The 26,503-nt window shown below is 74.4% G+C and carries 17 protein-coding genes; 11 read left to right on the top strand and 6 right to left on the bottom strand.

Annotated features, from left to right (window positions below):
• The first annotated feature begins 6 nt into the window (after positions 1–6).
• The 8 genes from ACIRF9_RS43965 to ACIRF9_RS43930 all read left to right on the top strand — a co-directional run bounded on the left by ACIRF9_RS43965 (position 7) and on the right by ACIRF9_RS43930 (position 13,055).
• The gene (locus tag ACIRF9_RS43965) at positions 7–1,455 is read left to right on the top strand and encodes a hypothetical protein (protein ID WP_403834675.1); all 1,449 of its coding nucleotides are present in this window, start codon (positions 7–9) and stop codon (positions 1,453–1,455) included.
• Entirely contained in the window at positions 1,452–2,777 is a 1,326-nt protein-coding gene (locus tag ACIRF9_RS43960) for a hypothetical protein (RefSeq protein ID WP_403834673.1), read from the top strand. Before ACIRF9_RS43965 ends, ACIRF9_RS43960 begins: the two co-directional genes overlap by 4 nt.
• Entirely contained in the window at positions 2,774–5,350 is a 2,577-nt protein-coding gene (locus ACIRF9_RS43955) for an Hsp70 family protein (RefSeq protein ID WP_403834671.1), read from the top strand. Before ACIRF9_RS43960 ends, ACIRF9_RS43955 begins: the two co-directional genes overlap by 4 nt.
• Positions 5,347–6,156, top strand: coding sequence for a hypothetical protein (locus ACIRF9_RS43950; RefSeq protein ID WP_403834669.1), 810 nt, complete (start codon positions 5,347–5,349; stop codon positions 6,154–6,156). The genes ACIRF9_RS43955 and ACIRF9_RS43950 overlap by 4 nt, the downstream gene beginning before the upstream one ends.
• A 198-nt stretch (positions 6,157–6,354) precedes the next feature.
• Positions 6,355–8,385 (top strand): Hsp70 family protein, encoded by a 2,031-nt coding sequence (locus ACIRF9_RS43945; protein ID WP_403834666.1) that lies wholly within the window; start codon positions 6,355–6,357, stop codon positions 8,383–8,385.
• Positions 8,386–8,407: 22 nt separating this feature from the next.
• On the top strand, positions 8,408–10,537 hold the full coding sequence (locus ACIRF9_RS43940) for a dynamin family protein (RefSeq protein ID WP_403834664.1): 2,130 nt from the start codon (positions 8,408–8,410) through the stop codon (positions 10,535–10,537).
• On the top strand, positions 10,534–12,096 hold the full coding sequence (locus ACIRF9_RS43935; protein WP_403834662.1) for a dynamin family protein: 1,563 nt from the start codon (positions 10,534–10,536) through the stop codon (positions 12,094–12,096). The genes ACIRF9_RS43940 and ACIRF9_RS43935 overlap by 4 nt, the downstream gene beginning before the upstream one ends.
• Positions 12,093–13,055 carry a hypothetical protein gene (locus ACIRF9_RS43930; protein ID WP_403834660.1) on the top strand — a complete coding sequence of 321 codons (963 nt, stop codon included), beginning with the start codon at positions 12,093–12,095 and terminating at the stop codon, positions 13,053–13,055. Before ACIRF9_RS43935 ends, ACIRF9_RS43930 begins: the two co-directional genes overlap by 4 nt.
• Before the next feature lie 78 nt (positions 13,056–13,133).
• Here the strand turns inward: ACIRF9_RS43930 and ACIRF9_RS43925 are convergent, their stop codons facing one another.
• From ACIRF9_RS43925 to ACIRF9_RS43915, 3 genes are all read right to left on the bottom strand, one after another.
• Entirely contained in the window at positions 13,134–13,718 is a 585-nt protein-coding gene (locus ACIRF9_RS43925) for a Pycsar system effector family protein (RefSeq protein WP_403834658.1), read from the bottom strand.
• 110 nt (positions 13,719–13,828) lie between these two features.
• On the bottom strand, positions 13,829–15,283 hold the full coding sequence (locus tag ACIRF9_RS43920) for an aKG-HExxH-type peptide beta-hydroxylase (protein ID WP_403834655.1): 1,455 nt from the start codon (positions 15,281–15,283) through the stop codon (positions 13,829–13,831).
• A 56-nt stretch (positions 15,284–15,339) separates the two neighbouring features.
• Positions 15,340–16,617 carry an FxsB family cyclophane-forming radical SAM/SPASM peptide maturase gene (locus tag ACIRF9_RS43915; RefSeq protein WP_403834653.1) on the bottom strand — a complete coding sequence of 426 codons (1,278 nt, stop codon included), beginning with the start codon at positions 16,615–16,617 and terminating at the stop codon, positions 15,340–15,342.
• 274 nt (positions 16,618–16,891) lie between these two features.
• Between ACIRF9_RS43915 and fxsA the strand changes: the two genes are divergently transcribed.
• The 3 genes from fxsA to ACIRF9_RS43900 all read left to right on the top strand — a co-directional run bounded on the left by fxsA (position 16,892) and on the right by ACIRF9_RS43900 (position 22,025).
• On the top strand, positions 16,892–17,098 hold the full coding sequence (gene fxsA / locus ACIRF9_RS43910; RefSeq protein WP_403834651.1) for an FxSxx-COOH cyclophane-containing RiPP peptide: 207 nt from the start codon (positions 16,892–16,894) through the stop codon (positions 17,096–17,098).
• Between the two features lie 152 nt (positions 17,099–17,250).
• Complete coding sequence (gene fxsT / locus ACIRF9_RS43905) at positions 17,251–20,964, top strand: FxSxx-COOH system tetratricopeptide repeat protein (RefSeq protein ID WP_403834648.1); 3,714 nt, start codon at positions 17,251–17,253, stop codon at positions 20,962–20,964.
• 53 nt (positions 20,965–21,017) lie between these two features.
• Positions 21,018–22,025 (top strand): hypothetical protein, encoded by a 1,008-nt coding sequence (locus ACIRF9_RS43900; RefSeq protein ID WP_403834645.1) that lies wholly within the window; start codon positions 21,018–21,020, stop codon positions 22,023–22,025.
• Positions 22,026–22,037: 12 nt separating this feature from the next.
• Here ACIRF9_RS43900 and ACIRF9_RS43895 read toward each other — a convergent pair whose 3' ends face one another.
• The 3 genes from ACIRF9_RS43895 to ACIRF9_RS43885 form a co-directional block, all read right to left on the bottom strand.
• Positions 22,038–24,311: a hypothetical protein gene (locus ACIRF9_RS43895; protein WP_403834643.1), complete on the bottom strand. Its 2,274-nt coding sequence runs from the start codon at positions 24,309–24,311 to the stop codon at positions 22,038–22,040.
• A gap of 76 nt (positions 24,312–24,387) precedes the next feature.
• Positions 24,388–25,485 (bottom strand): hypothetical protein, encoded by a 1,098-nt coding sequence (locus tag ACIRF9_RS43890; protein ID WP_403834640.1) that lies wholly within the window; start codon positions 25,483–25,485, stop codon positions 24,388–24,390.
• Positions 25,482–26,333, bottom strand: a complete 852-nt coding sequence (locus tag ACIRF9_RS43885) for a hypothetical protein (protein ID WP_403834638.1) — start codon at positions 26,331–26,333, stop codon at positions 25,482–25,484. The genes ACIRF9_RS43890 and ACIRF9_RS43885 overlap by 4 nt, the downstream gene beginning before the upstream one ends.
• Between the last annotated feature and the right edge of the window lie 170 nt (positions 26,334–26,503).

Here is a 26,503-nt window from a genome sequence, read left to right as displayed (position 1 = left end):
TGAGCGATGACCTCGCGACCCACCCAACCAACGCGACTCGGCCCGGGGGACGGGATCCTTGCCGCGTGCCGGTTGCTGGCCGACTCCACGACGGGACGGGCGGGCGGTCTGTCGAGCGGGCTCCTGGAGGATCTCGGCGTGCGGCCGGGCCCGGTGCGGGAGCGCGTCACACCCGCACCCCCCGTGCTGCGCATCGTCGTGCTGCGCACGCGCGCCGCAAGCGGGCTCGTGTCGGTGCTGACCGGGGTCCCGCTGCCCGACCCGGCCGGCGCGACGGCTCCCGTCCCGCCCACCCTCACCCACCGGCCCGGCACGCGGACCGAGTTGCTGCTGTCTCCCGGACGACGGGACGCGCTCGACCGTCTGGCCCGGCGCCTGCTGCGGCACGGCGACAGCGTCCTGGGCACGCGGCCCACGGCCCACAGCCGGTACGAGACCCTCACCTGGCTTCGGGTGCGCTCGGCCCAGGGGCGCCGGTCCTTCTTCCGTACGGCGTACACGGGAGAGGACGCCGTCGCCCGCGTCTGGCGGCGCATCCAGGACGTGACGGCCGTCGGCACGGAACTCGGCCTCCCGGCCGCCGAGACACTCACCGGGGTCCCCGTCACCCTGGCGGCCGGCTTCGCGGGGGAACCGCTGCCGTGGACCCGCGCGGACGAGTCGGGCGTCGGCGTGACGGTGACGGACCTCCAGGTACCGCCCGCCGGAGCCGGCCCGGGACGGGCGCGGGAGCTGCTCGCCGACGCGCATCTGGTCGTCGCCGCGGCCGGGCACGCCCAACTGGCCGGCCGGGAACCGCTGCCCGGGCCGTTTCGCACCCTGCTCGCCGCCGCCGTGGGCGGACCGTGCCCCGCACCCGTGGTCCTCGTCTCCGCGGTGACGCACCGGCGAGGCCTGGCCTTCCTGGACGGGCTGGCCGCATGGCTGCGCGCCGCCGTCCCGGAGACCGCGGGGCCCGCCGCGCGAGGACTGCCCGTGTACGCCGTGGGACCGCAGCGCGCGCGACACGCCCTGAACGTCCTGCTGGGGCCCCAGGACCGGGACACACCCGCCGTCACCCGGGCCCGGGACGCATGGCACACCTCGGGCGTGCCGGCCCTGTGTTCCGCCGTGCTCGACCCGGCGCTGCGCGACGCCCGCACGACCACCGCCGCACTTGGCGCACGGCGTCTGCGGGCGGCACTGCACGACATCCGGCTCGACGCGGGCGAGGGAGCACACGGCGCGCCCCGGACCGCCGCCGAAGCCCTGTCCTCGGACCTGCCGCCCGAGCGGCTGTGGAACGAACTGGACCGCTTCACGGCGGTGCCCCTGGCCCGCCGGACCCTGCGCCGGCTGGAGCGGGTCACGCACAGCGAGGCGCCCGGCGGGGCCGCCGTACCGGGCTCAGGTCCCGTCCCGCAGGGAGACCGGGCCGACCATCCGGAAGACTCACGGGGAGCCACCACACCATGACCACCTGGCTGATCGTTCTTCTCACACTGTCCCTCGCGGTGAACACCGCCCTGGCGGTGTTCCTGTTCAGGCTGCGCCGCACACCCCCGCCCCCGGTCTCGACCGTCCCGGCGCTCGGGCCGTCGGCCCGTGAACTCGCCGAACTCCACGAGCAGTTGGCGGCCGCACGACAGGAGACGGGCGCCGTCGAGGAGATGCTGCGGGGGCGTGAGCTGGAACTCGCGCGGCTGCGGGCGCTCCACAAGGAGGCCCAGGACGCCCACGGCCACGAGGCGGAGTCCGCCGGACGGGAGGAGATCGCCGCCGCGCAGCGCCAGGTGCGGGCACTGCAGGACGTCGTACGCCAGGTGACGGGCGAGCGCGACGCGGCCAGGGCCGAGGCCGAGAAGGCCAGGCAGCGGCTGAACGAGGCGGAGGCACGCACCGACGCGCCGTTCGGGCCGGACGAGGTGTCCCCGGCGATCCCGCGGCGGATCCCGCTCGGCCGCGACACGACGTCGGACAGCAGCGTCGACGGCGCCGACCTCGGGCCGGTCGTCGTACGCGCCGCGTCCGTGCGCGGGGACCGCTCGCGGGACGAGGGCGAACACCGCCGCGACGCGTTCCTGCTGCGCTTCGCGGAGGAACTGCCCAGCCCGACCCTGCTGAGCGTCGTCGCCGCCGGCACCCCGCACGGCCGCTGGACCCAGTCCGCGGCCGACCGCGCCTGCCGCAACCTAGCGGCCCAGGTGGCCCGGTACGCGGAGCCCCTCGGCCACCAGCTGTTCAGGCCGACGGACTCCGACGACGACCTGACCGCCCTGCTGCGGACGGCGATGCAGGGTGTCGCGCACTCCATGAGGCTGCTGACCCGGGGCGAGGGCCAGGGCGGCGAGTCCGACGACACGGCCCTCGGTGTGGCGCCGACCGCGCTGCTGTCCCGGCTCGGCGACACCAGGCAGCGCGACCACGTGGTGTTCGGCGTGGGCGACGGGGCCCTGATGCTGCTGCGCGACGGCGCCTGGCGCCATGTGTTCACCCCCGGGACGACGGCGGCCGAACAGGGCCTGCGGCTGCCCTCCGCCGCGCCACGGATCCGCTGCGCACGCGTGACGACCCAGCCGGGCGACCTCCTCGCGCTGTGCAGCGCCCCGATGGCGGAGCTGCTGCTGCGCCCGGAGGCGGGCGAGTGGTTCGCCGGCCGGTGGGCGGGCCGCCAGCCCTACCTGACGACCTTCCTCTCCGAGGTCAACGTGCCGGCGAGGGTGGCCGGAGGGGACCGTACCGTCGTCTGCCTCTGGGACTTCGGCGACGCCCGTGAGGCCCGGGCGGCCGCCTCATGACGGAGAACGCCGCCCGCACCGGGGCCCTCCCCGCCCGGCTCCTCTCCCTGCTCGCCGACGACACGCCCGAGGGGGCCGGCGAGCGGGAGGAGAACATCCTGGCGGTCGACTTCGGCACCTCCACCACCCGCGCCGTCCTCGTCGCCGCCGACGGCCGGGACCGGGTGGTCAAGGACCCCGTGAGCGGCTCGTGGCGCTGGGCGTCGGCGGTCTTCGCCGACGACAGCGGACTGCGTGTCGGAGCGGCGGCCCAGACCGGCCGTCACCTCGATCCGTCCCGCTACCTGCGGGAGTTCAAGCGGCTCCTCGGCCCGGAGGAGCCGGTGCGGCTCGGCGGCCTCGCCGTGTCCTGCACGGATCTCGTGGCCCACCTGCTGGCCACCGTGCGCGAGCAGGCACTGACCTTGCTCCCGGCCGGCTCCCGGCTGTCCCGCGCGGTCGTCACCGTGCCCGCCGGCTACGCCCCGGAGGGCATCCAGTGGGCCGCCATGCTCCGGGCCTGCCGGCGCGCCGGATTCGAGGACACCGAACTGCTGCCGGAACCCGTGGCCGCGGCCCTGGGCAGCCCGCCCCTCGACCGCCCCGGGGCGGCCGCGACCGTCCTCGTCTACGACCTCGGCGGCGGCACCTTCGACACGGCCCTGCTGCGCTACGACGCCCAGCCCGACGGAGGCCGCGCCCGCCCCGTGCCCCAGGTCCTGGGCCACGACGGCCTCGACGCCTGCGGGGGACGGGACATCGACGGCGCCCTGACGAGATGGCTGCGCCAGACCTGCGCGCCGTGGCTGGAGCCCCTGCTGGCCGACACCGATCCGGCGGCCCCCGCCCGCACCCTGGCCCTCACCGACTTCGCCCGCACGGTCAAGCACCAGCTCAGCGGTGTGGACGCCGTCCGGGACAGGCCCTTCCCGGACTCCCCACCGGTCTCGGTCACCCGCGAGTGTCTCGCCGGCCTCAGCGAGCCGCTGATCGCCCGCACCGTGGAGTGCTGCCGGGCCCTGCTCCACCGTTGCGACACGGCACCGGACGACATCACCCACGTCCTGCTGACCGGCGGCGGCTCCCGCATGCCCGCCGTCCGCAGCGCCGTCCACACCGCCTGGCGGCGCCGGCCGCACCAGACCGAGGACCCCGATCTCGCGGTGGTGCTCGGCGCCCGGCTCTGGGCGGCACGCCAGCCCCTCAGACGGCTCACGGCCCGCACGCCGTCGCCCGGCACGGAGGCACTGTCCTGGCACATCCCGGGCGGCTCCGCGCGGCTGGAACGCTGGCTGCGCGCACCGGGAGACGCCTACGACCGGGGCACCGCGCTCGCCCGGGTGCGCCTGTCCGACGGCTCCCTGCACGACCTGACCGCGGCGTCCCCCGGCCGCCTGCTGCGCCGGCAGGTCGCACCCGCCCAGCGGGTGGCCGACGGCGACTGGCTGGTGACGAGCCGGAGACCGCCCCGTGCGGCGGAACTGCCCGCCGTACCCCCGACACCCGCGGAACCGGACGTGCCCGGCCCGGTGCTGGCCGTGGCGTGGAGCCCCGACGCCCGCCGCCTCCACGCCGCCGGAGACGGCTGGATGCACTCGCTCGACGCCTCGTCCTGGACGGTGTCGGCCCCCTACCCGGAGGCGGGACGGGGGCGCTTCCTCGGGTCCGACGCCGGCGGTCTCCACATCGCGGTCGTCACCCGGAAGGGGGAGCCGGCCCTCGTCGACGCGGACGCACCCACCCCTCCGCGGGGGCTCGGTGCCGCCGCGCTCCCGACGCCCGTCCCGGGCCCCCTGGCCTGCGGCCCCCGCGGTCTGCTGGCCGTCGCCCTCGACGACGCGGCCGTCCACCTCTGCCGCCTGCGGACGGGGGGAGGCACGGGGGAGACACGGGTGGTGCGCATACCGGCCGACGGCGGGCCAGGCCCGTCCGCACGGATCAGGGGCCTCGCCTTCGACTCCGAGGGACGCCGTCTGACGGCCGTGAGCCGACTGCGCCGTACGGAGGGACGGATCACCACCTGGCGGGTCGACGACGGCGAACTCCTCGCCGACCTGCGGCTCGACACACCCGTCGAGAGGGTGGCGTCCGGCGGCGGACGACTCGCCGTCACCGGCCCCGGAGGAGGCGCCACCTCCCCCTTCGGCCCCGAGGCCGTCGTCTGGCTGTGGGAGCCCGGGGAAACGGCTGCCACCCGCCTCGCGGCCGCGCACGGCCCGGAACTTTCCCGCTCGTTGCTGGCGCGCCGAGGCCACGGGCACGCCCCGGCCGTCGCCTTCGGACCGGACGGCCTGCTGCTCGCCGAGGGCGGCCAGGACGCGACGGTCCGGCTGTGGGACGTACGGCGCCGCAGCGAGGTGTGTACCTACCCGGCCGGCGGCGTGGTCCACGCCCTCGCGTTCTCACCCGACGGTCTGGCACTCGCCGTCGGCACCGACCGGGGCCTGACCGTGTGGGCGCTGGACGCCGTACCGGGCCGGCGGTCCGACGAGCGACGGTCACCGACAGGAACGCACACCGACGCCGAGCAACGGTCACCGACAGGAACGACCACCCACGACGAGCAACGGCCATCGGCAGGGAGGACGCCGTGACCCCCATCAGCCTGTTCGACCTGTACAGTGACGCGCTCGACGCGCTCCAGGACTCCTTGGGCGAAGCCGTTCCGGCGACCGAACTCGCCGACGCCCTCGCCCGGCTGACGCCACGGCGGCCCGTCGGCGGGACCGGCGCGTCGGCCGCCTACGCGGACGCCGTGAAGTCGGCGATCGCCCTGACCCTGTACGCGGTGCGCGCGTCCCCGGTGCGGATCGCGAGCAGCGCGCAGACCGGCCCGTACGCGTATGCCGAGGCGGAACCGGACGGACTGCTGGCCCGGGTACGGGCGATGGTGGTCCGGAGCCGCCAGGCCCGTGAACCGGACGGGACCGTGCCGGTGTTCGCCCCCGGGCCGGTCCTGGTGACGGTCGGCAAGGTGCTCGACGGCCTGCGCGCCGCGCTGGAGGAGGCGGACCGGCGGACCGCGGCCGAGACCGCGCGGCCCGCCGAACCGCTGCCGTGGAGCGCGGACGACGACCTCGTCGACATGCTGCACGACCTCCTGGCCGCAGGCGCGCGGGGGCGGGAGGCCTTCGCCTTGGCCCGGATCGAGGACCTGACCGAGACCCTTTCGGCACGCGGCATCCGGGCCGTCTCCTACGACCCCACGGACACCGGCCTCGCGGGTGACCCACTGCGCTTCGACTTCGTCGAGGGCGCCCGGCCCGGCAGCGTCGGCATGACGCTCGTGCCCGCACTGGTCGACGTCGCCGCCGACGGCCGGACCCTGCGGCGAGGCCGCGTCAGGCCGGCGGCCGCGCACCGTCCGGCCGCCGTCGACAGCGACGTGCCGCCCCGCTGACCTCCCGCACAGCTGCCCGGACCCACCCCACGCAGTCCAGCCCGGACCCACCCCACGCAGTCCAGCCCGGACCCACGCCACGCAGACCAGCACGGACCCACGCCACGCACACCTGCCCGGACCCCACGACGGGCCCCTGGACGCCAACCGCCATCACCCCCGGGGGAATTCACCAGGGGACATCACCAGGAGAACCGGATGACCACCGAGACCACCGCCACCCCCGCACTCCCCGCGGCAGCCGACGACGACGGATCCGGCATGGCCGTCATCGGCTTCGACCTGGGCCACGGGGACACGGCGCTGACCAAGGTCCACGTCGGCACGCGCACGGGCGGCGCCGCGCTCGGGGACCGCAACGCCCCGCCCGAGGTGATCGAGCTGGGAGGGGACCGCAGGCAACTCGTCACCGCCGTCGCGGTGACGCCGCAGGACGCGGTCCTGATCGGCGAGGACGCCGTCGCCCACGAGGGGTCCAGGAAGTACGTCGCCTTCAAGTCCCCCGACCTCGACGAGGCGGACGTCCGCATACCGCTGGAACTGTTCGCACGACGCGTCGTCGAGGACGTACGCGCGACGCACCTCGGCGGCGCCCCCCGGGTCCGCTGGGTCTTCGGCCATCCGTCGGGCTGGACCCCGGACCAGGTCGCGGGCTACCGGGAACTGCTCGCGGAGGTGTGCGCGCCCGACGAGGTCTCCCTCGTCCCCGAGTCGCGGGCCGCGCTGCTGTACGCCCGTGACGCCGGCGACATCCCGGACTCCGACTCCCTCACCGGCACCGACCTCGCCGCGTCGACGCTCATCGTGGACATCGGGTCGTCGACCACCGACTACACCTCGGTGGTCGACGGCAAGGGACGCCTGGTCGACCACGGCAACGTCGTCCTGGGCGCCCACCTGATCGACAAGAGCCTGCTCGCGCTGGCCGTGGACCGGTCGCCCGACGCACGCCGGCTGAGGGCGGAACTGCGGGAGAACCCGGACGCCGCCCAGACGCTGGAGATCGCGGCACGCAAGCTCAAGGAGAAGTTCTTCGCCCTCAGCCCGGAGCGCCTGCGGAGCAACCCCAGGATGCGCGTGCGGACGACGGAGGAGGTCTTCACCGAGGACGACGACATCCTCGCGCTGACCCTCACGATCGACCAGGACGACATGGCCCGGATCCTCGCGCAGCCGCTCACGGCATTGGAGGGCCGGTCCTGGCAGGACGCCTGCCGCCAGGACCTCGCCGCCGCCCTGGACCACGTCGGCAAGAACGTGGAGAGCATCCTGCTCACCGGGGGACCGTCACGGATGCGCTTCGTCCGGGAGATCGCCCGGGAACTGGCACCGGACGCCCATGTGATCCTCGGTACCGAGCCGGAGTTCGCCATCGCGCGGGGGCTGGCCCTCGCCGGCCGGATGGACCAGCGGGGCCGCGGTTTCCGCGCCGACGTGGAGCAGTTCCTCGCCACCGACACGGTCCGCACCCTCGTGGAGGAGCGGCTCCCCGAACTCACCGCCGCGCTGGCGGCGACCGTGGCGTCGGGGCTCACCGAGAGCCACGTGATCCCCGCGACCCTCGCCTGGCAGCGGCGCGAGATCGTGACCATCGACGACCTGCGGGAACGCATCGCCGACGGTGTCCGGGCGGAGCTCGACAGCACCCACAACGACGCCCTGAAGGAGATCATCTCGGACTGGATGGCCCGGCTCCGCCCGGAACTCGCCCAGCACACCGCGGTGATCTGCCGCCGGTGGAACCTCGAGCCGTCGGCGCTGGCGCTGCCCGACGTGGTCATGAGCGGGGGCCGGCTGACCGTGGACGTCGACACCTCCGCCACGACCGACGTGCTGAACAACCTCGGCAACCTGGCCAACTTCGTGATCTCCGGGATCGTCGCCACCGTCCTGTTCGGCTCCGGCATGGCGCTGGTGATGGCCACCGGCCCCATCGCCGTGCTGGCCGCCGGAGCAGCCGTCTTCGTCGGCATCGACAAGGTCAAGGGCTTGGTCATCGACCAGATCGGCGACAAGGACATCCCTGCCGCCATGCGCCGCCTGGGCGGCAAGGACGCGATGGTGCGCAAGCTGCGCGCACAGGCCCCCCAGCAGGAGAAGCGGCTCGCCCAGGAGCTGTCGGACGGCTTCCAGTCGGCCGAGGACGGGCGGCTCGCCCGGGAGATCACCGCGTCGATCGGGAAGCAGCTGGCCGAAGTCGCGGACCGCGTGGAACTCCTCATCCGCTGACGGCACGGGAAGGACGACGACCATGACTCAGCACAGCGGATCACCGGAGATCTTCGAAGAACTGAGGCGGGAGATCCTCGCCCTGTTCCCCGAACTCACCGAACGGGCCCGGCGGCAGGGCGCGCAGGAGGCACTCACGCGCCTGGAGGCCGCACGCGAGCGACTGACGGAGGGGCGGCTGACCGTCCTCGTCTGCGGCGAGTTCAACCGGGGCAAGTCCACCCTCCTCAACGCCCTGCTGGGCGAAACCGGGGAACTCTGCCCGGTCGGTGCCTCGTACACGACGAACGCCGTCACCACCGTCTCCTACGGGCCCGAGGAGCGCATCGTCGTCACCCTGGAGCACCTCGACGGGACAATCGAGGAACGCCCGGTCGGACGGGAGGAGATCGCCCGGTACGCCAGCGAGAACGCCGGTGAGCCGGGGGAGGGGCGCGTGGTCGCCGTACAGGTGCTCACGCCCAACGAACGCCTGGCCGGCGGCCTCACGCTGGTCGACACACCGGGCGTCGGAGGCGTCCACCGGGAACACACCGCCGCCACGGCGGCCTTCCTGCCGGCCGCCGACGCGCTGGTCTTCGTCACCGACGTGCTGCGGCCCCTCAGCGAGAGCGAACTCGCCTTCCTGCACCGCGCCATGAAGGCGGCGCGCACGCTCGGGGACGTCGGCGGCCAGGTCTTCGTCCTCAACAAGACGGACGCGCTGCCCGACTACCGGGAGGAGCTGCGCAACACCGTCGACAAACTCGTCCACACCACCGGCGTGCCGGCCGAGCAGCTGACGGTGGTGCCCGTCTCCAGCCGCGCCCGGCTCGACCATCTGGTCTCCGGCGACCCCGAGGACCTGGAGCTGAGCAACTTCACCGCACTGGAGGACGCCCTGTGGTCGGCACTCTTCCGCAGGCGGGCCCAGGTGCTGCTCGGCGGTGCCCTCGACGCCCTGGACGCCTGCGCGTACGCGCTGACGCGGCCGGTGGAGGCCGAGGTGGCGGCCCTGAGCGCCCAGCAGGAGGACGAGCTGGGCCGGCTCACCGAGCAGGCCGAGGAGCAGCAGCGCCGTCTCACCGAGCTGGACGGCAGCGGCTCCCAGTGGCGCACCGCGCTGCAGAGCGACCTCGCCACGATGCACAACCGGCTGCGGCGGGAGGCGAACGACGGCCTCGCCCAGGCGTGGGCCCAGGTCAACGCCGACCATCTGTACCAGGACACCTACCTGGACAACCCGGACCGTCTGCTGTCGGACCTCACCCAGGAGATCGCCCAGCTGCTGGGCACCGCGAACGAACTGGCGGCCCGTGAAGCGGCCCGTGTGGTGCGGGACTTCTCCACCTTCAACGGCCTGACGCTGACCCCCGCCCCGATCGGCCGGCTGCCCGCCCCTCCCGTGCCCGCGCTGCCCCTGGTGCCCAGGTCCGAGCGGAAGGGCGACGCCGAACGCCGCAAACTGATGAGTTCCAGCGCGGGACTTGCCGCGGGCAGCTCGGCCGGTGCCGCCGGCGGGTTCGCCCTCGGCGCGCTGGTGGGCACGCTGGTCTTCCCCGGGCTGGGAACCGCGGCCGGGGGCCAGTGGGGAGCCTTCGTCGGCTCCGCGCTCGGCGGCGTCGTGGGAACCGCGGCGGGGTACGGCAACGCCGGGCGGATCATCGCGCAGGAGCAGACCACCGCCCGGCGAGAGGCCCTGCGCCGGGCGCTGGCACCGCTGCGCAAGGAACAACAACAGCACCTCGACCAGGAGATCAGGCAACTGCTCGCGGAGTGGAGCGCCGCGGTGGTCGCCGAGCTCGACAGCCGTGTCGCCCAGGCCCGGGAGACCGCACAGCACGAGCAGAGGCGGCTGGTCGGGGTCCGCGAGCTGACGGCCCGTGACGCGTTGACCCGCCGCCGCGAACTCGACGAGGAACTGCACGAACTCGGCCGCCTCAGGCTCCGTGCCGCGGCCCTGGCCGAGACGGCGGCCCGCCTGTACGGCGCCGCCGGGACCGACACTGGTGACACCGATGCCGACGGGACCGATACCGTCCGGGCCCATAGGGGCGGCACCGATTCCGGCGCGGCCAAGACCGAGGGGATCAAGGCCGACGGAGCCGATCCTGACGGGATCAAAGCCGACGGCACGGCCTCGGCGCCGCACCCCGGTGGTGAGGCGGGGTGACTCTGGAGGAGCGGGCCCTCGCGGCCTTCGGCCGGGCCGAGCGGCAGCTGGCCGCGGCCGATCACGCTCCGGCACGGCGCCGGCTGGAGGAGATACGGCACGGCTTCGGCGCCCGCCTGCGGGTCGCCCTCGTCGGCCGCGTCAGCTCGGGAAAGTCGACGCTGGTCAACGCCCTGTTGCGGGAGGAACGCGTCCCGACCGGCGTGTCCGAGCTGACGTTCCAGGTGACCAGGCTGCACCGCGCCGCACGCGAGACACTGACCGTGCACTACCGCGACGGCCGGCCGAGCCGGGAATGCGGCGTCGACGAGTTCCGTGAACTCGTCGTGGGCGCGCACCAGGACCCCGAACGGCAGGCGGAGCTGGCCGCCGTGGACTGGCTCGACCTGGGGCTGCCCAGCACCGCCCTGGACCGGTTCGACCTGGTGGACACGCCCGGTCTGGACTCGTGGCTCGGGGAGGACTCGGCGCGGACCCTGCGCTTCCTGGGGCGCACGGGGACGGATCTGAGCGACGCCACGGTGGAGCACGCGAGCCGCGCCGACGCGCTGGTCCTGGTGTTCGCCTCTGGAATGGCCGATTCCGAGGAGCGGCTGCTGGAGGAGGTCACGGGTTCGGGGATGCGCGGGGTCGAACCGCTGACCGCGGTCGGCGCGCTCACGAAGGTGGAGCACTACTGGCCGTCCTGCGCGGATCCGCTGGCCGAGGCGCGGCAGATCGCGGACCGGCTGATGCACCGCTCCGGAGGCCGCCGCACCCTGTTCGAACTCGTCCCCGTGGCCGGGCGGCTGGCCACCGGCGCGGCCGGCGCGACCCCGCAGGACGTGGCGGACCTCACCGACCTGGCGGACGTCCCTCCGTCCGTGCTCGCAGCACGCGTCCGCCGCGGCCCGTTCTTCGTCTCACGCGACTACGCGGACCTGCCCGTTCCGCGGGAGCGCAGGGAGGCGCTGTACCGCCGTTTCGGCGGCTACGGCATCGTCCTCGCCTGCGACCTCGTCCGCGAGGGGCTCACCGACGGCGAGGGCCTGGCGCGCGAACTGCGGCGCCGCAGCGGCGTGGAGCACCTGTGGGGGCTGCTGGTGGACCACTTCGGCAACCGGGCCACGGTGGTCAAACTCGACCGTGCCGTGCAGGAGGCCCGGGCGCTTCCCGCTCTCGCGGGTGCCGGCTGCGACGCCTGGGTGCGCTGGCGCCTGGAGGAGGCGGCCGAGGAGGTGACCCGGCTGCGCCGGACCGAACACGTCTTCCAGGAGCTGCACCTGCTGCGACGCCTCTACGACGGCTCCCTGGCCTGCTCCCCGGACGAGTCCGCGGAGATCCTGCGCCTGACCGGTGAGAAGGGCGACAGCCCGGCACGCCGGCTGGGGCTGGCCGAGGACAGCGGCGCCGACACGCTGGAGCGGGCCGCCCTGCTGCGGCAGGCCTACTGGGCGGGCGTGGACCTCGACGTCGCCCGGGGGCCGGAGGTGGCGGAGGCCGCCCGGACCGTCCGGCGCAGTTACGACCTGCTCCTGGACCGCGTCCAGCGAGCGCGAAAGGAGAGAGAAGGACCATGAGCCTGGTGACTCCGGGAATCACACGTCTCGTCCTCGCCGTGGACATCGAGAGCTACAGCGCACGGCTGCATCTGGAACAGATCAGGGAACAGGACCGGTTGGACAGGGTGGTGGAGCACGCCCTCACGGAGGCGCGGACCGACTCCTTCGCCCGTCAGGACAGCGGCGACGGCGTGCTGCTGATCCTCCCCGAGGGCATCGACCAGACGCGGGTGGTACCCCGGCTGCTGATCGGCCTGCGGGACGCGCTGGAGGTGGACAACCGGGGGCGCAGCGGAGCCGGTCGCCTGCGGATGCGCGCGTCGGTCGGCGAGGGGCTGGTGCATGTCGGGAAGACCGGCTTCGCCAGTGGCGTCGTCATCGACGTCTGCCGTCTGCTCAACTCGGGCCCTCTCAAGCGGGCGTTGCGTGCCGCCGCGGACCGCGACCTCGTCACCGCCGTCACCGATCACACCTACGAGCAGGTGGTGCAGCACCACTACCCGGGCCTGGATCCGGCGGCCTTCCGGCAGGTCGAGGTCGACATCCCGGACAAGGGGTTCAAACGTCGGGCCTGGATCGACGCCCCTCTGTCGGAGCCCCCCGCGGTGAGGAGCGACACCACCCCGGCACAGGGAGCTCCGCCGTCCGGCACGCCGCGGGCGGTGTCCGGGGCGGCCGGTGGTTCCGTGACGTCCGAGGGGTCCGGGAGCACGGGCCGGGGCAGGGCGCGCGACGGCCTGGACCTGGGCGTGCGCCTCCTCGAAGGCGCCTATCTGGCAGGGGAACTGATCGGCCACCACCACCGCGATCCGGACGAGGGGAAGGACGGACACCGTGACGGCGCTCTCCCGCACGGCACGGGCCGGGACACCGCCGCGGAGAGCTCAGGAGGAGGGGCCGTCTTCGACAGTACGACGGACGGAGAAGCCGACGACGACGAGGACCTGGACGACGACGACTTCTACGACGAGGCGTGAACTCCCTTCGCCGGAGGCCCGGACCGCGGCAGCGGCGCGGTCCGGACCACCCGGGCGAGCCGGGGGGAGAGAGCACGCTCAGACCGCCCATCCGTCCAGGAACACGGCCGCCGTGCAGCACACCAGGGCCACCGTGAACAACCACATCGCCCACGCCACGGCGCGGTACTTCAGCGTCACGATCGCGCTCACCAGCCGCAGCTGATTGGCCGTCGCCTCCAGCCGCTCGTCGGCGGAACGTCGCAGCTCGGCGATCAACTCCCGCTCGGACGAGAACCGGGCGGCGTCCATGAAGTACTCCACACGCGTCACCGGCCGAGAGCCGTACGCCCCCCTCGGATACACCGCACGGGCCAGCATGCCCACCCCGCAGGCCGCCACCGCGAACCCCAGCCACCACAACCACTCCACGGTGGCGTCCAGAGAACGCGGCGACCACGACCCGGCGAGCAGACCACCCGCGAGCGCACCCGCCCCGACACCGGCGCCGGCGAGCAGGATCTGGGCCTTGTTGTCGGCCCGGTCGACCTCGTTGCGTGCCTCGGCGAGAAGCTGTGTCGCGTACTCCAGCGTCTTCGCGTCCGCCGATCCCGTGCCGGGACGCCCGCCCCGCTGCGCGGTCCCCGCCGCCCCGAGGAGCCGCAGGTAACTGAGAAGGGTCATGCTCCGATTCTGCCGTTCTGAGCACGGCCACCAGGGCGCTTACCGAAAACGGATCGTGGTCGCGGCGGCGCGACCCGCCGGGCGACGGCGGGTCGGCGACCCGTCCGCGCTCAGGCGGGCAGTGCCCGTTCGGGGGCGCCGTTACGAGCCTGCCAGGCGGCGAGGTGGGCGCGGGCGGCGGATTCGGCGCGGAGGCGGGCCGACGTGGGGACCGGCAGCCGGCACAGGGCGTCCAGCGCGTCGAGCATCCGGTCGGCGAACCGCCGCCCCAGGGGAGTCAGCTGACCCGACGCCAGGACGATGAGGGTGGCGTCACGGGCGGCCAGGCGCCACCGGGCGAACTGGACGTGTGCCTCCGTGTGCAGGGCCGCCCCGGTTTCCCGTCGGCGCGCCCAGAAGAGGGCGACGCCCAGATGCGCGTACGCCCCGTGGAAGAGGCCGACCAACGGGCGCGGGTCGGGGCGCCAGGGGGCGTAGAAGCGTTCCGGTCCCTCGGCCGGCTCCAGCAGGTCGAACAGGTGCAGTAGGGCGGCGAACTTGTTGTGCTGCATCTCGTGCGCCATGGTCACCGCGAAGCCGGTCGCCGTGGTCGGCCGGGACATGCCCACGCATCCGAACGTCTCCGCGGTGCTCCCGCTCGCCGAGCCCCGGTCCGTCGTCACCAGAGGCACCAGCAGGCGCGGGCCCGCCGCCAGTTCCTCGTACGACTCGGGGTGCTCCGCGCGCAGCATCGCGCACCCCGCCCGGACCGCCGCCCGCCACCGGCCGACCTCCACGGCGCCGGGCCCCGGCGCGCGGGCGGCGTTGGGGAACCCGGGCTGGTCGAGGACGTCGAGGAGGAGCGGGGCGCCGGGAGCCAGGGTGGTGAGATGGTGCGGGGCGTACCACCGTCCTCTGGAGGGCGGCAGGACCACGGGGGCTGCCCGGTGCTCCGGACCGTTCCACCGGCCCGGCCCCGTCGGCCCGCCCGGCGCGTCCGACGGGCAGGTGTCCTGCCACGGTCGCGGTTCCTCCGGGGACTCCCGCCGCGCGCGAGGCTCGGGGCGCTCCGGTTCCCCGTGCGGTCCGGCCAGGGTGACCCGGGCCCTCCCGTCCGTGCCGACGACCACCTCCGCGCGTCCGCCGAACGCGGCACCGGCGGGGGAGAAGCAGGCACGGCCGAGTGACGGCAGGGCCACCGACGGTCCGTCCACCTGCCAGGCCAGCCGCGCGGGCAGTGCCGCGCGCACCGCGGCCGCGGCCGCCAGCGCCGTGAACCGGCCCAGGGCGGCCCGGCCCGGATCCGCGCCCCGCCGCAGCTGGGCCAGCAGTCCGAAGAGGACCGGGCCGGCCGCCGGGTGCGTGAGGACGGCCGCCCCCTCGGCCGGGGCAGCGTGGGTGGCGGCGGCCAACAACTCCCAGGCCCGCGCGGCCTCCTTGGCGACCGTGCCCCCGAACTCCCGGGCCTCGGCCGTCACGGCGTAGGCGCCGGCCAGCCGCCTGCTGTGTTCGGCACGGGCCAGCAGCCGCAGGGCCTCGGCACCGCCGCCGCCCCTGGCGACCGCGTCGAACAGGGGGCCCGGCATGCGATGCGGGGGCGGTGCCGTGCCGTCTCCCCGTCCCCGCGCGCCGTACCCGCCCGTCACTCCGCGCCGTCCGAGTCGTACGGGCCGTCCTGGGGCCTGCCCCCGATGCCGGGTGTCACCGTGAGGCGACCGACATCCGCCGCCAGCCGTTCCCGGACTCGTCCGATCAGCGTGCCGAGCTCCGCGCAGTAGACACTCGGGTTCGCGAACCCCGTCGTCCGCCGGTAGCGGGTCGCGTAGTGGCCGCCGCCGCACACCCGGTGCAGGGAGCAGGCCCGGCACGTGGGAGACAGGCCCTCGCGGCCCCACTGCCGGGCCGCGACTCCGGGGTGGCGCAGCAGATCGTCGAAGGTGTGCCGCCACACGTCGAGTCCGGTGCGGGACGCGCCGTCGTACGCGGTGCGCAGCGCGTCGTCCTGGGCGAGGGAGCCGTCGGTCTCCACCACCGCGTAGCGCACCGGGCGCAGCCCCAGGGACTCCGTGCGCGGAGTGCCGCCGAGCAGCAGGGCGAGCAGGTCGTCGAAGAGGCGGACGCCGGTCTCGCGGACCGGCGCGCCGTACCAGCGTTCGAACACGGCCCAGAGCCAGTCGGCGTAGGGCGTTCGCCGTGCGGGGGCGGGCAGTCCCGGCGGTGGCGTGTCCCAATTGCCGAGCGGGAGCAGGAAGTCCACCGCCGGCGGGGAGTACGCCAGCAGGCTCTCGTAGGTGCGCACCGGATCGTTGCGCAGGTCGATCGTGCACAGCAGGGCGCCGAACAGCCGGCGGTACGGCTCCCGGCCGAGCAGGCGCAGCCCGGCGTGGACACGGGCATGACTGCCACGGCCGTCGGCCGACCGCCGGTGCCGGTCGTGCGCGACCCGGCCGCCGTCGGTGCTCACCCCGACACGGATGTCCAACTCGCCCAGCAGGTCCAGTCGTCGCTCGGTCAGCCGGGTGCCGTTGGTCTGCAGGGACAGGTGCAGACGCACACCGTCGCCCACAGTCGAACGCAGCGTCCCCGCCAGGTGCGTGAGTTGCTGGTCCGACAGCAGGAGCGGTTCGCCGCCGTGGAGCACCACGCCCGCCTCGGTGAGCCCGTGCCCGGACAGGTGCGCGGCCACGCGCTCCGCCGTGCGCGCCGTCGTGGCAGGGGCCATCGCACGGGGCTGGGCGCGCCAACCACGGTCGTGCGAGCGGTACATGTAGCAGTAGTCGCAGGCCAGATCACACCGGCTGTGCGCCTTGAGCACGAAGGAGTGGAAAGGGACGGGCACCCAGCCCGCCGCCGTACGTTCCGCGACGTCGGCCGCGCGCGGCCACAGCGGCTCGGAAACGTGCAGTGGCGGTCGGCTCATCCGCTCCCCCCGGCGGCGTACGCCGCGCGACACGCCGACGACGGCCGGCGCACATCCTGCCACCAGTATTCGGCCCGCCGGAGAGCAGCGTCAACATCGCTAATCGGTCAACGAACGCCTCCGGCAGCGCAGTTGCCGCAGTCGGCGGGGGCCGGACGGCTGACCTGACGTGGCCCGCGGCGTACGCTGAAATCGCCTTCCCGTATTCCGCCGGAACCCGAGGCGCCCGCAAGGCCGGCGCGGCGGGATCCACGAGACCGCATGGAGTGGACCCATGGCCACAGCCGAAGGCGCGGCCCGCGTCGTGGCGGACGACGAGCCGGAGGCCGACATCGAGTCGCCCGTCCTGGACCTCTCGGCGTTCACCCCGGACGAACTCGCCGCTCTGCCCGAGTCCGTGCTCGGTGACGTGCTGCGACGGGTGTGCGCGGGCTCCGCGGACGGCGACCCGTTCGTCACCGGGCACAAGGAGAGCGCATGACCGGCGGAAAGACGCACCACCCCTATACTCGAAGCCCTGTATGACCCCTTTTGGTGCGAATGTCTCCGGCGTGGAGCCGCCGGAGGCATCCGCAAGTGATCCCTGTCGTGCCGCGTCGAGCGGAGAGGTCATGTCTGTCGAGCGGAGAGGTCATGTCTGACGTCAACCCCCTGGACGGAAACAGCCCGTCGGCTCGTCCCGACCGCTTCGAGCGTCCAGGGCCGTTCACCGCCTTCCTCGCCACGTCCGAGAACCTCGGCCTGAGCACCACGCTGCGCAACGCCGCCGACATCCTCGCCGAGGGCAGCCGCAGCGTCCTGCTCGTCGACGGCCGCGTCGGCGCGGCCGACCGGCCCGGCCCGACACCCGCTCCCCGGCCCGGCGAGGTCCACCGCATCACCGTCCGCGGCCGCGAGGCACTGGCCGCCCTCACGGACGACCCCGTGGCCGCCGCGTACGACCACGTCCTGATCGAGGAGCCGGTCCCCGACACGCCCGACGCGGCCGAGACCACCCGGCAGGCCGCCTACGCCGACGCCCTCGTCGTGTGCTTCGCCATGACGGCCTGGTCCATCGACGGCGCCGCCGCCCTCGCCGAGGACCTGACCCAGCGTCGGGCGGACCGCCCCGCACGCCTGCTCGCGCTCGGTCTGAAGAGCGACATCGGCGTGCACGACCGGCTGCGCAACGCACGCGAACGGGTGCGCCGCAAGTTCGGCCCGCTCGCCCGCACGCTCGGCGAGAGCGACATCCCCTTCCTGGAGATCCCCTACAACCCGCTCTACCAGGACAGCCGCAGTCTCGCCGTGCACACCGAGGACATCGGCACCGTCACCGGGCTGCGCCCCTACTACGAGCGGCTGGCCGACTGGTTGCGCGACCGGCGCACCGCCCGGCTCACCGACGTCACGGTCGTCCACTCCACCCGACACGCCCCCTGGGCCGACTGGCTGGGCGACCGGCTCGCCACCCAGGGCGTACGCACCGAACTGCGCCGCGCCGACACCTACGCCGGCGAACGCCCCGACCCCGGGCACGCCCTGCTCTTCCTCTCTCCCGACGACGGCGACGACACCCTTCTCACGCAGATCGGCGCGCTCTCCCACACCGATGTGTTCATCGTGCTGCTCGACGAGCCGTTCCCCCACACCGAGGCCGCCCACCACGAACGCATCGACCTGCGCGACACCGGCGAGGAGGAGGCGCTGCGCAGGCTCTACGGCGGTCTGCGGCTGCGCGCCGAGCCCCCCGAGCCGCCCCGCGGCGCGGCGCCCTTCCCGCGGCTGCCCAGGACCAACAACGTCGCCCCGCGCGTGGGCTCCTTCATCGACCGCAGCGACCTGCTCGCCCGGCTCGACGAGGAGGTCCGCGCGGCCGGCCGCGACGGCGCCTGCCTGGTGCTGCACGGCCCCTCCGGCTGGGGCAAGAGCGACACCGCGCACGAACTGTGCCACCGCTACGGCGCCGCCTACGACGTGGTGTGGTGGGTGCGTTCCTGGGGACGCGACCGCGCCGAGCGGGGCCTCGGCCGGCTCGCCGGGCGACTGGCCGCCACCGCCGACGGACTCGGCACCGGCCCCTCCCGCGTCTCCCGGCTGCTGACCCGGCTCTCCCGACCCGACAACGACATCGGCAGCTGGCTCCTCGTCTACGACGGTGCCTTCGACCCCACCGAGCTGCACGGCCTGCTGCCCGTGCCCCACGAGCGCGGACACGTCCTGATCACCAGCCGGGCCGCACCCCCAGGGGCCCCCGCCGACGGCGCGCCCGAGGACCGGCCCCCGCACCTGGTCCCCTTCGCCGCCCCGCCGATGACACCGGACGAGAGCCGCGCCCTGCTCGCCGACCGGGTGCCGGGCATCACCGAACAGCAGGCCGGCCAGATCGGCAACGTCGTCGACTTCGTGCCCCACGCGCTGCACCTGGCCGCGTACTGCCTGGCCGAACGCGCCGCCGTGCACGCCCGCGACGACCACCTGAACCCCGTGGCCGCCGTCCGCGCCGCCGTCGGCGATCTGCTCGGCGAGTACCGGGCCGGGCAGACCGCGCTCCTGGAACAGTCCGACCAGGTGTCCCCGGTCGCCGTGATGGTCCAGGTCGCCCGGCGTGTCGTACAGTCCACGCCCGGCGCCGCGGCCTGGCGCGCCGAGAGCCCCGAACACGACGCGCCGGGCTGGCTGCTGAACGCCGCGTCCCTCCTCACCGGCCGCGGCATCGGGCTGGAACTGCTGCGCTCGCGCCGTATCCTCTCCGAACTGGCCCGCGACGACGACGCCAGCCACCCGTCCGCCGCCCCCCGCCCGCCCGACGACGTCCAGCTGCCCGACGAGCACATGGTCAGCGTCGCCCTGTGGGCACTGGCCCAGGTCGGCCTGCTCGACGTCGACTTCGACCGCACCGCACAGCCGCTCGCACAGCACCACGGACTGCGCGACCTGATCCGGGCCGGCATGAGCGAGGACGACCGCAGGCACATCGAGTCCGTCCTGCGCAGCATCCTCGCCGAGTACGCGCCGCAGGAGAACCAGGATCTGCCCGCGGACTGGGCCCGCGAGGTGTACGCGCTGAGCCTCTGGGAGGACCCCCGGCCCCGGGTACGGCGTTCCCTGCTGCGCCACCTCAGCTCCCTGAGCCAGCGCGGCGAGGCCGCCGACCTCGACCGGCTCCTGGAGATCGCCGGCCACGCCCACGCAGCCTGGCGCGCCGACGACGACGAACAGTCGCCCGAGTACCTGCGGCTGCTGAACTTCACCGCCCGCGCCCACCGGCTGCGCGGGGACTACGACACCTCCCGCCGCCTGGCCCAGGAGGCCCTGGCCGGCCACCGCCGGCTGCTCGGCACCACCCATCCGCGCACCCTGCTGTCCGCCGACTCCTACGCCGCGACCCTGCGCGCGCTGGGCCGCTTCGACGACGCCCTCCTGCAACTGCGGCCCGCACTCGAGCAGTTGGAGATCCTGCTGGGCTGGAAACACCACGCCACCCTGCAGGTCGAGCACAACGTTGCCCTCACCGAGGCACTCACCGGCCGCGTCGCCTCCGGCCTCACCCGCCTCCAGTCGCGCTTCCGGTACCGGCAGGCCGTCGGCGGCGTCGACGACGCGGCGGCCTGGGACTCCGCCGATCTGCTCGCCTACCTCTACCGCGCGGCCGGCCGGGTCGGCGAGGCGCACGACCTGCTGCGGCAGCGGCTGCGCCGGCACGGCGACGTCTGGGACGGCGAGCGCCTGCGCACGGAGGTCGGCCTCGCCATCAGCGAGCGCCGCCTCGCCGACGGCTTCCCCGCCGTCAAGGATCCCCGTTACGGCTACGAACTCGCCCACGAACGCGACAAACGAGCCCTGCGCCTGTACGTCAGCCGGTTCGGCGCCGACCGCTTCGACACCCTGCGCTGCCAGTTCAGCTACGCGGCGGACCTGCACGCCCTCGGCAAGCCCGGCGACGCCGAGGAACAGGCCCGGCTCTGCGGGGAGACCCTGGCCCGGCGGTTCGGACCCGGCCACCCCTTCACCGCCCTGTGCCAGGTCCGCCACGGCGTCTACCTGCGCGCCACGGGCGAGCTGCGGCTGGCCGAGGAGGTCGGCCGCACCGCCCTGAACCTCCTCGGCCACAAACTGGGCCGCGCCCATCCCTGGGTCGCCGCCGCCGAGAACTCCCTGGCCGCCACGCTGGCCGCGACCGGACGCACCGAGGAGGCCGTCGACCTCGCCCACGCCGCCCTCACCCGGCTGCGCGACCTGGGCGTCGCCCACCGCCCCGACGGCCGCCGCGTCCGGCACCAACTGGACCGCCTCACCGCCACCGGCCCCCGTCGCCCGGAGCCCGCCTCCGGCTACGACATCGACCTGGAGCTGCCCGACTTCTGACCACCCGTCCGTCCCCCTCCGGCTCCCCTCGCACCGACCGAAAGGCGAGCACCGTGGCAGCGCCCGCACCACACCGCACCGACACCCTCACCGAGTCCCACTGGACCCGGAGGCGGCACGGCCGGATCACCGCCCTGTGCGAGGAGGAGGTCGCCGGGACGCCCGAGATCCGTTCGGTGTCCCACTACAGCAACGGCATCCTCGACTTCACCGTCCTGCGCCACCCCCGGGCCCCGCTCAGCAGTGCCGTGACCGAGGCCGGCGACGAGGACGACAACGAGTCGCTGCCCACCAGCCGGCTGCTGCTGTGCGCCCAGGACCTCGGAGCGGTGCTGCGGCCGCTGGGCACCGGAGAGCTGATGCGCACGGTCGTCGCCAACTCCCGCGGCGGATTGTGGGGCGGCCGGGCCCGCCCCGGCGAGTTCCTCGCGGCCACCACCGACCTGCCCACCGGTGTGCCCGCCATGGACGCCGCCATGAACCGGCTGACCACCCGCATCCGCACGGAGATCCACTCCCTGCCGGACGAACTGCTCGGAGGCGACGACCAGGCCCGGGCGCACCTGGCCGCCGCCGGGGCCACGACCGGCCCGCACCTCGACTTCGGCACCGCGGCCGAGCCCGACACCGCCTACGAGGACCAGCTGCGCGACGTCTGGCGGACCCACGTCAACACCACCGACCTGCACTACGCCGGCTACTACCGGAACTGGACCCTGGTCTGCGTCGGAGACGTCTTCGACACCGACGCCCTCGGCCCGCGGTTCATCGACGTCAGCGTCCGCACCCGGCGCACCGCCTACCGCGACCTCTCCCGCAGCCTGCGCGGACACCTGGTCCGCCTCACCGACGCGCTCGCCCTGGTCGCCCCGCCCGTCGTCGGCCACGCCCCCGTCGACCGGCTCGTCCTCGACGTACAGGAGGGCGCGGTGTACGTGCACTGGACGGCGGCGGACTCCTTCCTGGTCGGGGTCACCCTCGACCAACGGCAGGTCGGCAACGCCGAACGCCGCCTGCGCGGACTCACCCAGGCGGTGGGCCGGATACCGGTACCGCACTGAGGGACCGGCCGATCACGAGGTCGCGGCCGTGCTCAGCGCCCCCCACACCTCCTCGGCCAGCACCTCCACCGCGCGGGCCGAGGTCAGGGCGTGCTGCGGCCCGGCACCGCCCAGCAGATGAACCGGCAGCACCTCCACCGCGCACTCGTACTCCCGGCATATCCGGCGCAGTTCGCCCAGCTGGAACTCGGTCGCCCCGCCCGGCGCCGCGGCCCGTGCCCACCCGGCCACCGAGCTGCGGAAGTCCTCGGTGAGGGTACGCACCAGCGTGGCGCAGCCCAGCACGCTGAGATCCGCGGGCGTCGCCGCCGTACGCAGGTCCGCGGTGCGGTCGGCGACCCGGCGGGTCACCGTCTCCAGCATGGCCAGCGCGTCCCGGAAACGGCGCCGGACCGGACCGGGTAACTCCACGCCCGGCAGGTCCGCTTCCGCCACCACGCCGCGGGGCACCGGCGCGTGACCGGTCTGCGCCTCCACCGCCAGAGCCGCCAGACTCCGCCGCACCGCCCGCAGTTCGGCCGTCTGCTGCTCCAGATCCCGTCGCATGCGCTCACCCAGCTCCACGAGCCCGCTCTCGCGCTGTTCCTGGAGCAGCCGTCGCTGCAACTGCAGCAGCGCCTCGTGCGCGGCGCGCGCGAAGTCGTTCTGCCGGTACAGCAGGGGCCGTGAGCCGATCGCCCGGCCCAGCCGGTCCTGCATCGGCTGCGACGCCAGCCCGTTGATCACCAGCAGCGCCTCGAACCGGCCCGGCCGCACCGCGCTGCGCAGCCCGTGCACATGGGCCGCGATGCGCTCGGCGTCGTCGGCGAGCAGCACGGACCGGGTGTGGATCACCGCCAGATAGCTGTTGGGCGCGGGCGACAGCCAGTACAGGACCTCGTCCCGGTCGCCCGGAGAGCGCGACAGCCGGGCCGGCACCGGGTCACGGGAGGCGATCCGCCACTGGCCCAGGTCGAGCGCCTCGTGCACGTCGTCCACGACCTGCCGGAACGACACCTGTTCGTGCAGCGCCCGCACCGCCCTGAGCACGGTCGCCCCGGACACCTCCCGCACCCCTCCCGCGGCGTCCTCGCTGAGCTGCCAGGCGAGCCGGCTCACCCGGAGCACCTCGCGGGGCACGCCGTCGGTCAGCTCGTGCAGCAGCCGCAGGGACTCGTCCTCGAACGGGCCCGTGCCGGCGGGCCCCGAACGGGCGGCCGGCGTGCCGCTCGCGGCGAGGTACTCCGCCACCAGCTCCCGGGTGTGCCGCTCGTTCAGCCCGGTGGGCCACAACTGCACCACCCGCTCGTGGATGCTCGACCTGAGGGCGCGCAGCCCCTGGGGCGAGGTACAGAACACGAGCAGACCACCGTGGCTCGTGTGGATGTTGATGAGCCGTTCGAAGGCGTCCATGAAGGTGCGCCGGTTCTCCTCCGGCCAGTCCAGGGCCTTCTCCAGCGAGTCCACCAACAGGACGTAGGCGCGGCCGACCCGGCCGTACAGGAAGCCCTGCACGGCGAGCGCGTCGAAGGCCCGGTCGATGCCCGCCGCCGCGCTGCCCCCGCCGGAGGGGCCGAGCGCCTCCGTGATGCCCCGCTCGCGCAGCGCCTCGGCCGGTTCCTCGCCGCTCAGCCAGTTCCACACCATCCGCTTGAACGCGGGTTCGAGCAGCAGGGCCAGCGCGGTCGCGAACCGGCGGTGCTCGGTCACCTCGCTCAGTTTCCCGCGCAGGTCGGCGTGCATCACCTCGGGGTCGTAGCGCAGCGCCGAGATCACCTTGTCCGGGTCGAGACTGCGGTCCCGCAGCCCCTCCGCGATCTGCTGCAGCGTCTCCCGGCGCGGATCGTCCTCCTGGGCACCGACCCGCTCGGCCGTCACATAGGCGTAGTAGTCCCGCACCAGGTCCTCGAACGCCTGCCGGCCCTGCTCGGTGTCGCCCGGGCCGCGCAGCCGGTCCCGGTACAACCGCCCCATGTCCTGGGCCGGTTCGTCCACGATCCACATCGCGGCCTCCGGGCGCTGGGTGCGCACCGACTCGTGGGCATGACGCAGCGCATGGCTCTTGCCCAGGCCGAACCCGCCCACCAGCGCGACCGCCCGGCCGCGCCGCCCCGCCGCGGCGGGCGGCGCGAAGTAGTCGTCGATCAGCGTCCGAAGGTCCCGCACCAGCGGGGTGTCGATGTGCGCGTTGCCGGAGTCGGCGCCCCGCACGGCCACCTCACCGAGGTCGGACGCCGGGCCCAGGCGCACGACAGGGATCAGCGGGAAGGGGTTCCCGTGCCAGATGTCTCCACTGACTGGGTCCACGGTGGCACTCCTCGTCTGTCCGGTTGCGGCGTTCCGAGCGGCGGTGGGATGCGGGGATCGCGGGGTGCGGGACCGGTCACGACGGCTGGGGCGCGCCGGGCTGCCGGGGCACCGCCGGGACACTGGAGGAGGGCCGGCGGGCCATCGCCGCCAGGTCCAGGGCGGGCTCGCCGAGGTCGGCCGGGGAGACCAGGACGGGCGCGCCCCGGTGTCTTTGCTCCTCGGCGAGAGTGAAGCAACGCTTGCGCAACTGCCGCACGTCGGAGCGGACCCAGGCGTCGGCGTGCGGGGAGAGCGGCGGATCGGGGTCCGGGTGCCCGCCACGCGCCGACTGGCTGAACTTCACGGTGTCCTCCGGAGTGAGGCTGCCGAGCGAGAGATGCGTGAGTGCGGGGTGGGCCCCGAATTCCTCGACCACCTCGCGTGCCCTGTGGGGATCGTGGTGACTGACTTCCACGAACAGTACGATCCGGCTGCGCGCGTGTCTCAGGCACGTGCGCAGAAAGTCCGTGCGAACCCCGCCCCGCTGGTCCCGCCAGTCCATGTGCGGCACGATCACCAACAGCAGCGCGTCCTGCTCCGCGAGCAGCGTGCTCAGCGACAGGAACGCCTGGTAGACGTCGGGTTGGTCACGGATGTTCGCCAGCGGGGCGGCGGGGAGCTTGCCGTTGAGCGTGTCCACGACCCGGTCGCGCAGTTCGCGGTTGATCTCCTCGGTGGCGGCGAACTGCCCGCGCTTGTCCCGGCTGAAGCGGTCGTCGCGGTTGTCGTAGCCCGCGGTCATCGCCACGAGAGGCTGCGGCGGCCGGATGACGCCGGGGCCCCCGCGCGCGGCCGCGGCCCGCCGCGCGTAGTCGGCCAGCCGCTGCCGGGCGAGGTGGACGCACTGGTGGATCAGTGTCGTCTTGCCCATGCCGACCGGCCCGGTGACCACCACCAGATGGCCGGTGTCGACGTTGGGCAGGATCACCTCCGGCAGCCGGTCGAGCCATTGGTCGAACTGCCGGACCCGCTCGTGCGCGTGGTCGACGTCCACCCACAGGCCCGCGTGGCTCTCCTCCGCCCACGGCACCAGCGGATGGTCGTCCAGCGGCTGCGGCGCCAGCCAGGGCAGCAGATCCCTGCTGCCCGGCACATGCACGGCGTAGGGGTTGTCCGGCACCGGCCCCGTCATACGGCGGCTCCGCTCCGCCGGGGGAACCACTCCCGCACGGTCCGCCAGCCCCAGTGCACCCGCCCCCGGTCGAGGGCGACCACGGCGCGCAGCGCACCGTCCAGCTCGGCCCGCGCCGCCCGCGTCAGATGGCCGCGGGCGTCCATGCCCAGCGGCGCCCCGTCACGGACCCGCGGCAGCGGATCGGCCAAGGGGATGCCCTCGGCCGCTCGCAGCGCGGCCCGCTGACGTGCCTTCGGGCCGGGCAACCGGCCCAGGGTGACGGTCAGCGCCTCGCGAGAGGTGCGTACGGCGGTGTGGTCGGCTCCCGCGTCGTCCTCATAGTCGGCCAGGTACTCGCGCACCGCCGTACGGAAGGCGCTCTCCTCGCTGCGCAACTGCCGCTTCATATCCCGCTGTTCGGACGAGGTGCGTTCGAATATCTGACCCCCCAGGGTGAGCAGCACACCGACCACGAGCGGGGGCAGCCCCTTCAGGAACGTCGGGAACCAGTCCTCCTCGGCGGCACCCGGCGTGGCGGCCGCCGGTGCTCCCGAGGTCGCGGCCATCAGCGCCGAACAGGCCCGCGCGAAGTCCTCCTCGCGCACCTCGGCCCACCGCAGCGGCGGCATCCGCCGCCGCGCGCCGACCGTCCGCACCGAGTCCGCGCCCGAGTCCGCCGTCAGCAGCCCCAGGCGTACGGCGGCGGCGACGAGGTCCACCCGGTGCGCGTCGGAGAGGCAGTACACCAGCTGCACGTCCCGGCTCGGCGAACCGGCCGGGGCGGCCGCCGCCGGGGCCGCGGCCAACGCCAGCGTCGCGCCGCACACCGCCAGCACGCTCCGCGCGGCCCGGCCCGGCCCGCGCACGGCGACGCCGGCACATGTCGCCGGACGGCCGCCCGGCGGACGCCGGGGCCGCGTCGTCCCCGGTCTGCCTGGCCTGGACCTCTGCCGCATACGTCCTCCCCGTCCGGCCGCCGTGCCGTGCTGCCCGTACGGCCTGCTCCCACCCCTCGGACGACGGTTCGTGACGGCCC

This window comes from Streptomyces sp. NPDC096132, assembly GCF_044763345.1.
Classification (GTDB): Bacteria; Actinomycetota; Actinomycetes; order Streptomycetales; family Streptomycetaceae; genus Streptomyces.
Note: the sequence above shows the minus strand (reverse complement) of the source record. Positions and strands in the feature narration are given on the sequence as shown.